Source organism: Domibacillus tundrae, from assembly GCF_000970675.1.
In the GTDB taxonomy this organism is placed as follows: Bacteria; Bacillota; Bacilli; order Bacillales; family Domibacillaceae; genus Domibacillus; species Domibacillus tundrae.
Map to the genome: position 1 here is coordinate 442,533 of NZ_LAJA01000001.1, position 13,753 is coordinate 456,285.

The 13,753-nt window shown below is 44.9% G+C and carries 16 protein-coding genes; 8 read left to right on the forward strand and 8 right to left on the reverse strand.

Annotated features, from left to right (window positions below; translation table 11 throughout):
• The first annotated feature begins 126 nt into the window (after positions 1 to 126).
• The 3 genes from VQ00_RS02180 to VQ00_RS02190 all read left to right on the forward strand — a co-directional run bounded on the left by VQ00_RS02180 (position 127) and on the right by VQ00_RS02190 (position 2,501).
• Entirely contained in the window at positions 127 to 1,344 is a 1,218-nt protein-coding gene (locus VQ00_RS02180; protein ID WP_046178916.1) for an NAD(P)/FAD-dependent oxidoreductase, read from the forward strand.
• Positions 1,345 to 1,405: 61 nt separating this feature from the next.
• Positions 1,406 to 1,885: an NUDIX domain-containing protein gene (locus VQ00_RS02185; RefSeq protein ID WP_046178917.1), complete on the forward strand. Its 480-nt coding sequence runs from the start codon at positions 1,406 to 1,408 to the stop codon at positions 1,883 to 1,885.
• Positions 1,886 to 2,183: 298 nt separating this feature from the next.
• Positions 2,184 to 2,501, forward strand: coding sequence for a YuiB family protein (locus tag VQ00_RS02190; RefSeq protein ID WP_046178469.1), 318 nt, complete (start codon positions 2,184 to 2,186; stop codon positions 2,499 to 2,501).
• Between the two features lie 24 nt (positions 2,502 to 2,525).
• Here VQ00_RS02190 and VQ00_RS02195 read toward each other — a convergent pair whose 3' ends face one another.
• Positions 2,526 to 3,251, reverse strand: coding sequence for a cobalamin-binding protein (locus VQ00_RS02195; RefSeq protein WP_046178470.1), 726 nt, complete (start codon positions 3,249 to 3,251; stop codon positions 2,526 to 2,528).
• 50 nt (positions 3,252 to 3,301) lie between these two features.
• On the opposite strand from VQ00_RS02195, the gene VQ00_RS02200 reads away from it, so the two are divergent.
• The 4 genes from VQ00_RS02200 to VQ00_RS02215 all read left to right on the forward strand — a co-directional run bounded on the left by VQ00_RS02200 (position 3,302) and on the right by VQ00_RS02215 (position 7,074).
• Positions 3,302 to 4,771 (forward strand): leucyl aminopeptidase, encoded by a 1,470-nt coding sequence (locus tag VQ00_RS02200; protein ID WP_046178471.1) that lies wholly within the window; start codon positions 3,302 to 3,304, stop codon positions 4,769 to 4,771.
• A 113-nt stretch (positions 4,772 to 4,884) separates the two neighbouring features.
• Positions 4,885 to 6,213, forward strand: coding sequence for a Na+/H+ antiporter family protein (locus VQ00_RS02205; protein ID WP_046178472.1), 1,329 nt, complete (start codon positions 4,885 to 4,887; stop codon positions 6,211 to 6,213).
• Positions 6,214 to 6,268: 55 nt separating this feature from the next.
• On the forward strand, positions 6,269 to 6,658 hold the full coding sequence (locus VQ00_RS02210) for a PaaI family thioesterase (RefSeq protein WP_046178473.1): 390 nt from the start codon (positions 6,269 to 6,271) through the stop codon (positions 6,656 to 6,658).
• A gap of 50 nt (positions 6,659 to 6,708) precedes the next feature.
• On the forward strand, positions 6,709 to 7,074 hold the full coding sequence (locus VQ00_RS02215; protein ID WP_046178474.1) for a DUF2188 domain-containing protein: 366 nt from the start codon (positions 6,709 to 6,711) through the stop codon (positions 7,072 to 7,074).
• A 33-nt stretch (positions 7,075 to 7,107) separates the two neighbouring features.
• On the opposite strand, the gene mnhG is transcribed toward VQ00_RS02215, so the two are convergent.
• From mnhG to VQ00_RS02250, 7 genes are read right to left on the reverse strand one after another with little or no spacing between them, the layout of a single operon-like run.
• Entirely contained in the window at positions 7,108 to 7,449 is a 342-nt protein-coding gene (mnhG, locus tag VQ00_RS02220) for a monovalent cation/H(+) antiporter subunit G (RefSeq protein WP_046178475.1), read from the reverse strand.
• On the reverse strand, positions 7,433 to 7,717 hold the full coding sequence (locus VQ00_RS02225; protein ID WP_046178476.1) for a Na(+)/H(+) antiporter subunit F1: 285 nt from the start codon (positions 7,715 to 7,717) through the stop codon (positions 7,433 to 7,435). The genes mnhG and VQ00_RS02225 overlap by 17 nt, the downstream gene beginning before the upstream one ends.
• Positions 7,714 to 8,193 (reverse strand): Na+/H+ antiporter subunit E, encoded by a 480-nt coding sequence (locus VQ00_RS02230; protein WP_046178477.1) that lies wholly within the window; start codon positions 8,191 to 8,193, stop codon positions 7,714 to 7,716. Before VQ00_RS02230 ends, VQ00_RS02225 begins: the two co-directional genes overlap by 4 nt.
• A gap of 5 nt (positions 8,194 to 8,198) precedes the next feature.
• Complete coding sequence (locus VQ00_RS02235; protein WP_046178478.1) at positions 8,199 to 9,680, reverse strand: Na+/H+ antiporter subunit D; 1,482 nt, start codon at positions 9,678 to 9,680, stop codon at positions 8,199 to 8,201.
• The gene (locus VQ00_RS02240) at positions 9,673 to 10,014 is read right to left on the reverse strand and encodes a Na(+)/H(+) antiporter subunit C (RefSeq protein WP_046178479.1); all 342 of its coding nucleotides are present in this window, start codon (positions 10,012 to 10,014) and stop codon (positions 9,673 to 9,675) included. Before VQ00_RS02240 ends, VQ00_RS02235 begins: the two co-directional genes overlap by 8 nt.
• Positions 10,014 to 10,436, reverse strand: a complete 423-nt coding sequence (locus VQ00_RS02245; RefSeq protein WP_046178480.1) for a Na(+)/H(+) antiporter subunit B — start codon at positions 10,434 to 10,436, stop codon at positions 10,014 to 10,016. The genes VQ00_RS02240 and VQ00_RS02245 overlap by 1 nt, the downstream gene beginning before the upstream one ends.
• On the reverse strand, positions 10,423 to 12,840 hold the full coding sequence (locus VQ00_RS02250; protein ID WP_046178481.1) for a Na+/H+ antiporter subunit A: 2,418 nt from the start codon (positions 12,838 to 12,840) through the stop codon (positions 10,423 to 10,425). The genes VQ00_RS02245 and VQ00_RS02250 overlap by 14 nt, the downstream gene beginning before the upstream one ends.
• Before the next feature lie 279 nt (positions 12,841 to 13,119).
• Here VQ00_RS02250 and VQ00_RS02255 point away from each other — a divergent pair, with 279 nt between their 5' ends.
• A complete protein-coding gene (locus tag VQ00_RS02255) occupies positions 13,120 to 13,683 on the forward strand; it encodes a DUF5366 family protein (protein ID WP_245617998.1) in 564 nt (187 codons plus the stop codon).
• The last annotated feature ends 70 nt before the right edge of the window (positions 13,684 to 13,753 follow it).

The following is a 13,753-nucleotide window of genomic DNA, read 5'->3' on the forward strand; positions in this document are numbered from 1 at the left end:
TGATAAAGCTAGTTGTGCACATTGTTACCATTTTGTGACATAGTAAAGGGTGTTTTTTTACAATCATACGTGAAGAGTATCACATTCTTTGCGAGAATATTTTAATAGAGGTGGATAAAGATGACAGTGAGAAAGCCGAAAATTGTAGTATTGGGCGCCGGTTATGGCGGTCTTGTTACTGTAACACGTCTTCAAAAAGCATTATCAGTAGACGAAGCGAATATTGTGCTTATCAACAAAAATGATTACCACTATGAAACAACGTGGCTTCATGAAGCATCAGCAGGCACGATGCACCACGATCGCGTACGCTACGATGTTGATGCAGTCATCAACCGCAGCAAAGTAGAATTTATCCGTGCGGAAGTACAGGATATTAAACCTGAAGAAAAGAAAGTTATTTTAAATACAGGCGAAGTTGATTACGATTACCTCGTTGTCGCACTTGGCGGCGAGTCTGAAACATTTGGCATTGAAGGATTAAAAGAACACGCTTTCACGATTTCGAACGTAAACACTTCTCGTCAATTGCGTGATCATATTGAATTCCAATTTGCGACATATGCAAACGAAGAAGAGAAAAAAGACGAGCGTCTGACATTTGTCGTCGGCGGTGCCGGTTTTACAGGCATCGAATTCCTTGGTGAGCTTGCAAACCGAGTTCCTGAACTTTGCAAAGAATACGATATCGACTATTCAAAAGTACGCATCTACTGCGTAGAGGCAGCGCCGATGGTTCTTCCGGGCTTTGACCCTGAGCTTGTCAAATACGCCGTTGCCCAGCTTGAGAAAAAAGGCGTTGAGTTTAAAATCGGTACACCGATTAAAGGTGCAACAGAAACAGGTATCATCGTCGCAAAAGGCGAAGATGAAACAGAAGAAATTAAAGCTGGCACAGTCGTATGGGCAGCAGGTGTCCGCGGCAGCAGCATTATCGAAAAATCAGGCATTGAAAACATGCGTGCGCGCGTGAAAGTCAATCCGGATCTTCGTGCGCCAAACCAGGAAGACATTTTCGTTCTAGGCGACTGCTCATTGATCATCAATGAAGAAATTAACCGTCCGTACCCGCCAACAGCACAAATTGCGATGCAGCAAGGTGAAACAGTTGCACGTAACCTTGTGAAATTGGTGAAAGGGGAGACAGGTCTCGAAACGTTCACTCCTCATCTTAAAGGAACAGTTTGTTCACTTGGTGACGACGATGCAATTGGCGTTGTATTCGATAAAAAATTAACGGGTACAAAAGCGTCATTCATGAAGAAAATGATTGACAACCGTGCGCTCTTCATGATCGGCGGCCCTTCACTCGTCTTGAAAAAAGGGAAATTCAACATCCTGTAAAAAATCAGAAGGGCCTCTTTTCGAAGAGGTCCTTTTTTGATTGGCAGAAAGGAAGCATTTTATGAAGAGGGGAAAAGTGTGGCTCGCGGCGGCTGGTGTTGTGATTGACAGCAGCGGGCGCTGGCTTGTCGTGAAAAAATCATATGGCGGGTTAAAAGGGCAATGGTCGCTGCCAGCCGGTTTTGTGGATGCGGGGGAGACGGCGGACGAAGCTGCTGTTCGGGAAGTAAAAGAAGAAACCGGCATTGAAGCATCTGTATGTGGCGTCGCTGGCATCCGGTCAGGTGTCATCCAAAACGATGTGAGTGACACGATGATTATTTTTCATATGACACTCAATGAAGAAAAAGAACCGGAAGCGAACGCGGGAGAGCTGCTTGACGCACAGTGGATGAGGACGGATGAGCTTGAAAAAAGTGTAGATACATCGATTCTTCTTCGCAGCATTATTCAGCTGTTTGAAAAGGCGGGACTTGCCTGCCAGGACATTCCAGATCCAGGTCCGCAATTTGGCTACACGTCCTATCGGTTTTTTATTTGAGATTGAGAATTTATCAGAAAATTAAGATAATAATAAAAATAAACAAAAATGGTTATACTATGATGGGAAAGTTTATTTCCTTTTAAATAAGGAAATACCTTTATAAAGCATCGGATACGTATCCCCCTCGTATCCGGTGTTTTTTTAGGCCCGTAAGGTGCAGGTCACAAAGCATTGCAGCAGGACGCTGTGTTCCAGCCTTTGAACCTTTATACGTTTTATTGTCACATTTTCACTCATTGACCTTTTAAAGCGTGTTCAGTACACTTATAAGTATACAATTAGGGGGAATCGCTTCATGCACATCGCAACTGTACTCGTGTCAGCGCTGCTCTTTTTCGTGCTGTTTTTCGGCATCGGATTTATATTAAACATGCTGCTGCGGATGACGTGGATTATGGCTTTTGTTTATCCACTCGTCACCATTGCTATTGTAGACGGCATTAGTTCATTTGACTATTTATTCAACGCAGGAGAATCATTTCGTATTCTCGGTGATCGAATCACAGGTTTGCAGCCAGTAGACATTACGATTCTGCTGTGCGGTTTACTAGGCGCCGTTGCGAGCGGATTCGTTATGCGCCTGCTGCGCGCAAAAGGCTATCAAATGTTTTAACAAAACGACCTGCTCAAGGTCGTTTTATTTTTTGTTTAATAATTGATCCAGTTTCTCAAGACCTTTCAGCAGATTTGGTGAAGGCCGGCAAAAATCTTTTTCCTCCATCACAAAAATGGGTGTTTCATCATAACCTGGTCTCTTTTTTACGACATCTGTATTCACTTTCTCCGTCATGACTCCAACCCACGCCAGCAAAATAATATCGGGCTGTTTTTCCAATACCATTTCCCAATCTGTTTGCACGCTTGGCTCAGGATAATCTGAAAATATATTGATTCCGCCGCATAGCATGCTTATTTCAGTCAGCCAGTTTGCGCCTCCCGGAGTAAACAAGGGCTTGGGCCACCATTCCCAGTAAAGACGCGTACGGTCTGCCCATTCCCGCGACCTGTATGATTGGAGCGAGCGTATCCACCTGCTTCGGGCATCTTTTCCATCTATCCCGCATGCCCCGGCAATTTGCTCAATTGACACACCAATATCATTAAGTGAATGCGGATTGGTTACAATATGCGGAATGCCAAGCCGTTCTAGAGACTCCACATTTTTCTCCATTCCCGGTACGCTGAGTGATGCCAGCACGATGTCGGGGTTAAGACTAGCCAGCTTGTCCATATCAATGGATAAATCAGACCCAAGCCTTATCCGGTCTAAGTCGGAAAAGTCATCTACACCAACAATCTGATTCTCGATTCCAAGATATTCACACACTTCCGTATTGCTTGGGCAAATCGATACAATCCTCATCACAACACTCCTGTCCATTTTCCACTATAATAACATGTGAGGTGATGAAGATGTTTACAATCAAAAAAGAACCATTCATAAAAACAAAAGCGGATGCGCTGCTCATCGGGCTGTATGACAAACCATTGAAATTTGAAGGAGTATTACAGCCGCTCGATGACGCTTTTTCAGGACAGCTGACGGAACTTGTGAAAAATGGTGATCTTTCCGCGAAGAAAGAAAACACGTCCGTTATTCCTGCACTTGGCCACATTACGGCAAAGCGGATTGTCACCGCAGGACTTGGCAAGGAAAAAGAAGCGGACTTTCATGCGATCCATAAAGCGGTTAAAAAAGCCGCTAAACAGTCAAAGCAGTACGGACTGGAATCAATCGCCGTTGTACTCGATTCATTCGTAACCGAAAACATAACAGCTGTTGAAGCGGCGGAAGCCCTAACCGAAGCGTTCTTTATGGCGCATTTTGAGTATACAGGCTACCGGACCCCGGGGAATGAGCCGGAAAAACAATTAAAAACAATTGATGTGTATACAGAAGGAGATTCGGTGGAAATAAAAGCGGCGTGTAAGGTAGGAAAAACGATGGCTGATGGAACAAATACCGCCATCCGCTTAACCGCGACGCCGCCAAATATGATGACAGCAGCAGATCTCGCGCTACATGCAAAAAAACTGGCCGATCAATATGGTTTTGAGCTTGAGGTACTGGAACGCGCGGACATGGAGAAAATCGGCATGGGCGCTTTTTTAGCGGTAGCCCAAGGATCGGTGGAACCGCCAAAAATGATCACACTCAAATACAACCCAGCAGATTCATGGGAAGACGTGCTTACCTTTGTCGGAAAAGGTATTACCTTTGATACAGGCGGCTATTCCATTAAGCCGAAAGACGGCATTGTCGGCATGAAAACAGATATGGGCGGAGCAGCTGCTGTACTTGGCGCGATGGAAATTATCGGTGAGCTGCAGCCGGACCGTCCGGTGATGGCAGTCATTCCGGCAACAGATAATGTGATCAGCGCAAACGCATTTAAACCTGACGACGTCATTACATCATTGTCCGGCAAAACGATTGAAGTAAAAAACACCGATGCAGAAGGCAGGCTCGTTCTGGCAGATGCGATCACGTATGCCAAACAGCAGCGTGCCGGAAAAATTGTGGACGTAGCCACGCTGACTGGCGGAGTTGTGATTGCGCTTGGCAAAGATAAAACAGGAGCTATGACAAACAATGAGCCGTTTTTTGAAGAGGTGCTGGAAGCCTCTCATGAAGCAGGGGAAATGATTTGGCAGCTGCCGCTTACAGAATACGATAAAAAACGCATTCGAAGCAGTGATGTGGCGGATTTGAATAATTCACCGGGGCGTGATGGACACGCCATTATGGGCGGCGGCTTTATCGGTGAATTTGCAGAAAATACGCCGTGGGTTCATCTCGATATTGCCGGCAGTGCTGAATTAACACCCGGGGTTATGACACGGACACTGGCGATTTTAGCGCTGTCAGACCAATCTGAATAATTCGCCTATTTATTTACTGGAAAAGTATATTGACAAGCGGACAGGCAATTTGCTATCTTTTAATCGGTTCTTTAGTGATTTAGCAAATTAAAGTGTTGGAGGTATAAAAGATAATGAATGCAGTTATAATGGCGGTTCTCATTATGCTCGTCCTCAGCCTGCTCCGTGTCAATGTTGTTTTTTCTCTTATTACAGGAGCACTTGTTGGTGGACTGATTGGCGGGCTTGGGATGGACGGGACGATTGCCGCGTTTTCAGAAGGCGTAGGCGGCGGTGCAAATGTCGCGCTCAGCTATGCAATGCTCGGTGGATTTGCCGTGGCAGTATCGAGCACCGGGCTTCCGGAAGCGCTCGTCAATTTTGTGTTGAAGTTTATTGGGGATAAAGAAGAAGCACGTTCGAAAAAATTGCCGAGAGCACTTATTTTATTTGTCATTTTAATTATGGCGTGTTTTTCGCAAAACGTCGTGCCGGTTCATATCGCGTTTATTCCGCTGTTAATTCCACCATTGTTGAAAATTATGAACGAGCTGCAGATTGACCGGCGGTTGACGGCATCCGTTTTAACATTCGGTCTCGTCACACCGTATATGCTCCTGCCAGTTGGTTTTGGACAGATTTTCCATGAAATCGTTGTAACCAATATGGCAGAAAGTGGACTTGAAGTCGCGATGGATCAAGTGCCAAAAGCGATGTTTCTGCCAGCTGTAGGCATGCTTGTCGGTCTCTTAATCGCTGTATTTTTCTCTTACCGGAAGCCGCGTGACTATGATGAAGTTCAATTAACGGCTTCGGTTGAAACGAAATCGAACACAACAGATTATACTTCTTCCGGTCTTATCGTGGCGGGCATGGCAATTATTGCTGCACTGGCCGCACAGCTTTGGACTGAATCGATGATATTTGGTGCGCTTGCCGGGATTGTAGTCTTATACGTGTTCCGCGCAATCCGCTGGAGTGAGGCAGATCATTTGTTAACGAACGGAATGCGTATGATGGCGTTTATTGGATTTGTTATGATTGCCGCATCTGGTTTTGCGAGTGTTATGGGCGAAACAGGCGATGTTGAAACCCTTGTCCAAAATTCAGCAGCGGCAATCGGCGGTAATAAAGCGCTCGGTGCGTTATTAATGCTTGTTGTCGGTTTGCTTGTGACAATGGGCATCGGGTCTTCTTTTTCAACTGTTCCGATTATCGCGACCATTTTCGTTCCGCTTGCGCTTGAGCTTGGCTTCAGTCCGATGGCTGTGATTTCTCTTGTCGGAACAGCAGGTGCTTTAGGGGACGCCGGTTCCCCAGCTTCAGACAGCACGCTTGGTCCGACATCCGGCTTAAATGCGGACGGGCAGCATGATCATATTTGGGATACTGTTGTCCCGACATTTATTCATTACAACATTCCAGTCATTATTTTTGGCTGGATTGCGGCAATGATTCTATAATGAAAAAAGGTGCCTCACACAAATGGGGCACTTTTTATCAAAGGGGGATGACTTCATGGATTTTCAAACAGATAATACCCTCATCGCATCATTGGGTATGGAAATGGTGAAAATAGAGAAAGGAACCGTGGTGATGACGATGCCTGTTGACGAGCGGACGCGTCAGCCATTCGGTTTCTTACATGGCGGCGCATCGGTGGCACTTGCTGAGACAGCCGCAAGCATTGGATCAGCGGTTTTGATTGACTCTGAAACTGAACTCTGTTTCGGTCTTGAGATCAACGCGAATCACTTAAAGTCCAAACGTGAAGGTATTGTCACCGCAACAGCGAGTATTGTCCATCAAGGAAAATCAACGCATGTTTGGACCGTTGAGATTAGGGATGAAGACGAAGCGCTCATTTGCCTCTCGCGCTGCACGATTGCGGTCGTAAAGAAAAAATAACGTTTGATCTTTTTAACAGGCGGGAACACTTTCCAAAAAGGAGTGATTCGATGCCCTGGAGCAAAAATGATTACCCGGATTCGATGAAAAACCTGCCGGGCCATGTTAGAAACAAAGCGATTGAAATTGCCAATGCGCTGCTTGACGATGGTTATAAAGAAGGACGGTCCATTGCCATTGCGATCGACCGGGCAAGAAGTTCTGAAGGGAAAAACGATGAAGGGCGACCGCATTATGAAATAAAGCATAAAAATGACCAGTGGATATTGCAAAAAGAAAACGGCAAGCGCGCCATTCTATCCAAAGAAACAAAACAATCTCTTTTAAGCGAAGCAAAAGAATATGTAAAAGAGCATGAAGGCATATTAAAAATTTATCAGGAAAATGGCGATAAAGATCACACCTTATATGAATAAGAAGAGGCTGTCCGTTTTGGACAGCCTCTTTTGTTACCTATTTTTATCCTTCAAATCATCCCGCACGCTTTGGTCCCACATTTTCACACCGGAATTGTACGCAGCACGGCTGATTAAATGGCCGGCAACCGGCGCGGTGATAAAAAAGAAAGCAATTCCGAGCAGCAGGCGGGAACTGAACAGCCCATCTTCCACTAAGAAATAAAGAAATGTCGCCAGCAGAATACACATTACGCCAAGGGTAGCACTCTTAGACGCCGCATGGTTGCGTGTATAAACATCCGGCAAGCGAATAACACCAAAGGCCGCAATGACGCTTAAAAGCGCTCCTATAAGCAGCAAAGCAGCAATGAGAACCTCACTGATCGCGGTCATGTTCAATCACCTTACCCTTTTCTAAAAACTTCGCAAACGCAACTGTTCCAATAAAAGCCAAAATGCCTATTAGCAAAATAATATCGAGATAGTTGCTTGTACCAAGAAGCATTGAAAGGACGGCTGTAATTGAAACAAGATTGACGCCCATTGCATCAAGAGCTACAACACGGTCCGGAACAGTTGGTCCTTTGATCAGACGATAAATTAAGCCAATCATAGCAATGGCAAGCAGCAGCAGGGAAATTTGCAAAACCGTTTCAATCATCCGCGGCTCACCTCCATAATCGCTTTTTCAAATGAATTTTTAATGCTGTCAACTGCTTCTGATACATCACCGATATCGATCGCATGAATGTAAAGCGTTTTGTTGTCATCTGATACATCGACAACAAGCGTGCCAGGCGTCAGTGTAATTAAATTCGCCAGCAGTGTCACTTCCCAATCGGACTTCAGTTCTGTCTCCAGTGCAAAAATGCCTGGACGTATGTTCAATTTGGGGCGAAGGACGAGCTTTAACACATCAATATTCGCTTTAATTAGTTCTTTTAAAAACAATAGAAACAAGTATGTGACCGCCCAGACACGATGCAGGTAAAAACGCCCGTTAAAAAAGCGGCGCATGCCGATCATGACGATCAGGCCGAGCAAGTACCCGATAATAAAGGTCCGTGCGCTGAAAGACACTTGTAAAAACATCCAAAGGAACGCGAGAAAGACATTTAATAAAATTTGAAAAGCCATATTATCTACTCCTTCAATACGGCGTCAATGTAGATTTCCGGATGGATGAGAGTGTCAACAGCCTGCATCACATAAGGATAAACGACTTCTGTTCCAACACCGTATAAAACAGAAAGAATCACGAGCACTGCGGCCGGGATAAAGAGAGAAGCGGTTTGTTTCTTTGTTTCAGGCAGTGGTATTTCAGGTTTTTTCCAAAAGACGTCCATAAACAAATTCACAACCGAATACAGCACAGCAAGACTCGATAGGAGCACAACGATAGCCCCAACGTATTCGCCTGTTTCAAATCCTGCCCGAACGATCAGCAGTTTACCGGTAAATCCGGATAAGGGCGGAATGCCGACCAGTGCAAATGATGCAATGAGAAACGTCCAGCCGAGAGCCGGATACTGGCGGATCAACCCGCCCATCTTATTTAAATCAGACGTGCCCGTAATGTAAATCATGATGCCGCCTAGCAAAAACAGACCAGCTTTAATAATCATGTCATGAACAAGATAGAAAATGGTGCCCGCAATCGATTCCTCGGTCATGACGGCAATGCCGAATAATAAAACACCGACTGCGATAATAATGTTGTAAATTAAGATTTGTTTCACGTCTTTATACGCTAATGCCCCAATTGAACCAGCCACCATTGTGAGCAGGGCAAGCAATGCCAAAATGTCATGCGTAAACGGCTGGTCGTGGTAAAAGAACAGTGTGTACGTGCGTAAAATCGCATAGACACCTACTTTTGTGAGCAAAGCGCCGAATAAAGCCAAAATCGGTGCAGGCGGAGCAGCATATGAACCCGGCAGCCAGAAATAAAGCGGGAAGATACCGCCTTTTAAGCCGAAGACGATTAAAAAGAGGATCGCCAATACCGTAATGATCGGCTCGGCACTAATTTCTGAAATTCGTGTTGAGATGTGCGCCATATTCAAGGAGCCGGTAACCGAATACAAAAAACCGACCGCAATGACGAAAATTGCTGATGAAATGACGTTCACCAACACGTATTTAATGGATTCCCGCAATTGAACTTTTGTACCGCCGATGACGATCAAGACGTATGATGACATGAGCATAATTTCAAAGAAAACGAACAGGTTAAAAATATCGCCTGTCGTAAATGAACCATTTACACCAACCAGCAAAAACTGGACAATCGGGTAATAATAGAACGCTTCACGTCCGCTGCCAATGGAGCCGAACGAATAAAGAACAACACAAAGTGTAATAATTGAAGCAGTCAGGACAAGCAAAATGCTCAGCATATCCGAAACAAGCGTAATGCCGAATGGAGCCGGCCAGCTGCCCATATCAATCGTTTGAATGCCGTCTGCCTTAACTTTTAGCAGGACGACAGCCGCTGCAAGAACCGTCGCGGCAGAAGCAATAACGGATACGATTCGCTGCGCTTTCACACTTTTGGACAAAAACATTAACAAAACGGCAGCAACAAGTGGGAGGAGAATCGGCAAAATCGGTAAATTAATCATCCGTGTCCATTCCTCTCATTTGCTCCATATTATCTGTGCCAAGCTCCTGATATGCGCGGTACGCAATAACGAGGAACACAGCCGTGACACCGAAGCTAATAACAATGGCGGTTAAAATAAGCGCCTGTGGAATCGGGTCGGTATACGTTGCAGCATGTTCACCGAGAACAGGCACTGCCCCTGCTTTCAGTCCGCCCATCGTCAACAGCATTAAATGTGTTCCGTGACTAAGAAGCCCCGTGCCGATAATGATGCGGAGCAGGCTTTTTGAAAGCATTAAATAGACCGCTGCTGCAAAAAGCAGGCCAGCGACAATACACATTAAAATTTCCATTATTCACTCTCTCCAATCGTTTGAATAATGGTCATGGTTACACCAATGACAACAAGATACACACCTAAATCAAACAGCATTGCGGTGTGAAGCGATGTTTTGCCGAAAAGAGGCAATTGAAAGTAATCGTACGCGTGAGTGAAAAACGGCACATTAAACATTAATGAACCGGCTGCTGTCCCAACCGAAAACAAAAGTCCAAGGCTGATCAGCCATTTAAAATCGACCGGAAAGCCGCGTCGGACGGTTTTCATGTCATAAGCTAAAAGCAAAAGGACGATGGCCCCGGACGTAAGCAGTCCGCCGACAAAACCGCCGCCCGGATAATAATGGCCGGCAAAAAACAAGTGGACAGCGAAAAAGATAATCATAAAAAAAACGACTTTGGCGACAGTTTGAAAGATCACATCATTCGTTTTCATTCGTTTCGCCGCCTTTCTCCAACCGTAGTTTAATCAATCCGTAAATACCGAGTGCGGCAACAGAAAGCACCGAAATTTCGAACAATGTATCAAAACCCCGGAAGTCAACAAGAATAACATTCACCATGTTTTCGCCGCCCGCTTTTTCATACGTATTTTCGACATAGTACTCATTAATTGAAGGGAAAAACTTCGAACTGTGGGCTGAAATGCCGAGCAGTGTGACGATGACGCCTACACCAGCGGCAATGATCGCATTGCCCGCCTGAAAGCGTCGCTTTTCTTCATGGCGTGACAGCTTTGGCAGATGGTAAAAACAAAGCAGGAACAAGGCGGTTGAGACCGTTTCAATGACAAGCTGCGTTAAGGCCAAATCCGGTGCACGGAAAATGACGAAAAACAGTGATACGGTATACCCGACCGCCCCAAGCGAAATGATAGACGTTAATCGTGACTTGGCCATTAAAATAGTCAGTGTTGCGGCAAGAAGTACAACAATTAAGCAAACTTCATACAGTCCAATCGGCGCTGCGGCAGAGGCATCATAGCGAAACGCATCTTTTGCCCACATCGTAAAGCCAAGCGCTGCGATGAAGAAAGTAAAAATGTACACAAGGTAGCTGCGAATAAAGCCGGTCATATACGCGTTCGTAATTGCGTTTGATCCGCGCTCAGCCGCATAAAGCCCAGAATTATAAAACTGATTGAGCGTGACTTTCCCGGGGAAATGATCATATACACGACCCCATTTTGGCATGAATTTGAACAACAGAATACCAGCGGCAATGACACCAATCGTCATAAGCAGTTCCGCTGTAATGCCGTGCCAGAAAGAAATATGTACATCAAGCTGCTCGCCTGCTGGAATAATTGACGGCACAATAGCTGCGGCCGCTGGCTGAATGAGGCTGTAAGACAGCAAGTTGGGAAACAAGCCGAACACAACGACAAGAGAAGCTAAAACAATGGGCGAAATGAGCATGCCGATCGGTGCTTCCTGTGGTTTTTTCTCGATTTTTTCCGGCTGAAACTTTCCAGTGAACACGTTGAAAACAATGATCATGCTGTAAATAAATGTGAATACACTGCCGACCCAAGCCAGAACTGGGAAGAGAATGGCCCACGTTTCTATGTTAAATAAATTCAGTTCTATTAGCTGAACCATAGAAAGGAAAAACATTTCCTTGCTTAAAAATCCATTAAATGGCGGCAAACCGGCCATTGAAAATGCCCCGATGACAGACAACGTAAACGTAATTGGCATGAAGCTCATTAACCCGCCGAGCTTGCGGATGTCCCGTGTGCCTGTTTCATGGTCAATGATGCCGACGACCATAAACAAACTTCCTTTAAATGTCGCATGGTTAATTAAATGGAAAACGGCAGCAATGACCGCTGCTGTGAAAATGTTGTCGTCAAGCGTTTCAAAATGAAGCGACGCGGCCCCGATGCCAAGCAGTGACATAATCAATCCAAGCTGGCTGACCGTTGAAAAAGCCAAAATGCTTTTTAAGTCTGTTTGTTTAACCGCGTTAAATGAGGCCCATACCATCGTAAATAAGCCGACTGCCCCGACAATCCAAAACCAGTAGCCAGAAAACGCAAAAATTGGGCTGAACCGGGCAACAAGGTAAATACCCGCTTTGACCATCGTGGCGGAATGCAAATACGCACTGACTGGGGTCGGCGCTTCCATCGCATCAGGAAGCCATATATAAAATGGAAACTGTGCTGACTTGGTAAAAGCGCCAAGCAGGACCAGAATCATCGCCAGTAAAAAGAGCGGATGTTCATTTAATTCAGGTGCCCGAGCGGCGAGTTCTCGAATGCTGAACGTATTCCCCATAATTGACAAGACGAGAAAGCCGCCGAGCATTATAAGCCCGCCAAACACGGTGACCAGCATCGACTTCAATGCCCCATAGCGGGAACGGTCACGATCATACCAGTAGGCGATCAGCAGGAAAGACGAAATAGATGTGAATTCCCAGAACATGTACAAAGTAATGACGTTATCCGACAAAACCACGCCGAGCATTGCGCCCATAAACATAAGCAAATACACGTAAAAATGGTGCAGGCTTTCTTTCGTTTTGGACAAGTAGTAGATGGAGTACAACACGACGAGTGCGCCAATCCCGGTAATGAGAAGGGCAAACAAAAGGCTAAGGCCATCCATATACACTGTAAAATCAATACCGAGCGATGGAATCCAGGGTGCTGTTTGCATGACGGTGTTGTTATTCATCGTGACAGGAAGATATTGAAGAAATGTTCCAAATAAAACGATCGGCAAAATCAGAACAAACCAGCCTGTATGTATAAGCGCTGCTTTTTTTCGCAAAACAGGAACGAATACGGCCATTATAAAAGGAGCGAGAACGGCCCAATGAAGCAAAGACAAATGAATCCCTCCTTATGTTTTCGTGTACGCTTAAAATTATAGCGTAAAAAAAATGATTGTGCATTTCACAAAATCAGACGAGTATGAAAACTCAATCACTGATAATAAATATGAAGAGATACGATATTTTTGAGCAAAAAAAATTTAAAATTCGACAAAGAAGACATGCGGATTTTGACAGAAATTGTGCACATTTTCCAAAAAAAGATCGGAAATCACTTGTCATAACAATCAACCTCTTGCATAATGAACAATGACTGACTGTGACAGGGGAGAATCATGTTGATGAAAAACTCGTATTTAACCGGCTATATGCCGCTCTTATCCATTTTGCTGTTCAGCTTATCGCTTTCGATGTTTGGCCAAACGCTCATTGTCGATTTGCTGAAACAAGCAAACTTGTACAATACAATGCTCGACATTTTTACCAAAACGGAAATTAATCTCGTCGTGATCGGCGGGCTGATGGTTGTTTTTACAATGATCTTTGCCACGCTGAAGCTGCTCGCGAACACAGCGAATGAGCTGGCGCTGCTTTTCTTTTCAAAAGATGCGGATGGAGAATTGCTGAAAAAAACCCGTTTCGGCGCGGTCATCTTTTTTATCGGCGGACTGCTATCATTAATCAGCTTTTCATCCGCTGTCGGAACCGTTATTATTTTTCTCGTAACGGCTGTTGCGTATGTGGTGTACTTCGTTTATAAATTAAGCCCGCATATTACAACGCCGCAAATGATCGGTATTATCGTATTTGAAGCGATATTCTGGATTTTCTTCGGCGTATTACTTGCCTTGATTTTTATGAAACTATATAACGGATTACTAGCTTCCATTCCATTGTAAAAAACGGACTTCGTCTCAAGCGAAGTCCGTTTTTTCTTATTAAAAGAGTAAGGAGGTATAAGTTTTAAAC

What these genes read in the sequence shown, in the direction of transcription:
- VQ00_RS02185 (WP_046178917.1), top strand. Translation starts at nt 1,406, where the DNA reads ATGAAGAGGGGAAAAGTGTGGCTCGCGGCGGCTGGTGTTGTGATTGAC.
- VQ00_RS02190 (WP_046178469.1), top strand. Translation starts at nt 2,184, where the DNA reads ATGCACATCGCAACTGTACTCGTGTCAGCGCTGCTCTTTTTCGTGCTG.
- VQ00_RS02195 (WP_046178470.1), bottom strand. Translation starts at nt 3,251, where the DNA reads ATGAGGATTGTATCGATTTGCCCAAGCAATACGGAAGTGTGTGAATAT.
- VQ00_RS02200 (WP_046178471.1), top strand. Translation starts at nt 3,302, where the DNA reads ATGTTTACAATCAAAAAAGAACCATTCATAAAAACAAAAGCGGATGCG.
- VQ00_RS02205 (WP_046178472.1), top strand. Translation starts at nt 4,885, where the DNA reads ATGAATGCAGTTATAATGGCGGTTCTCATTATGCTCGTCCTCAGCCTG.
- VQ00_RS02210 (WP_046178473.1), top strand. Translation starts at nt 6,269, where the DNA reads ATGGATTTTCAAACAGATAATACCCTCATCGCATCATTGGGTATGGAA.
- VQ00_RS02215 (WP_046178474.1), top strand. Translation starts at nt 6,709, where the DNA reads ATGCCCTGGAGCAAAAATGATTACCCGGATTCGATGAAAAACCTGCCG.
- mnhG (WP_046178475.1), bottom strand. Translation starts at nt 7,449, where the DNA reads ATGACCGCGATCAGTGAGGTTCTCATTGCTGCTTTGCTGCTTATAGGA.
- VQ00_RS02225 (WP_046178476.1), bottom strand. Translation starts at nt 7,717, where the DNA reads ATGATTGAAACGGTTTTGCAAATTTCCCTGCTGCTGCTTGCCATTGCT.
- VQ00_RS02230 (WP_046178477.1), bottom strand. Translation starts at nt 8,193, where the DNA reads ATGGCTTTTCAAATTTTATTAAATGTCTTTCTCGCGTTCCTTTGGATG.
- VQ00_RS02235 (WP_046178478.1), bottom strand. Translation starts at nt 9,680, where the DNA reads ATGATTAATTTACCGATTTTGCCGATTCTCCTCCCACTTGTTGCTGCC.
- VQ00_RS02240 (WP_046178479.1), bottom strand. Translation starts at nt 10,014, where the DNA reads ATGGAAATTTTAATGTGTATTGTCGCTGGCCTGCTTTTTGCAGCAGCG.
- VQ00_RS02245 (WP_046178480.1), bottom strand. Translation starts at nt 10,436, where the DNA reads ATGAAAACGAATGATGTGATCTTTCAAACTGTCGCCAAAGTCGTTTTT.
- VQ00_RS02255 (WP_245617998.1), top strand. Translation starts at nt 13,120, where the DNA reads ATGTTGATGAAAAACTCGTATTTAACCGGCTATATGCCGCTCTTATCC.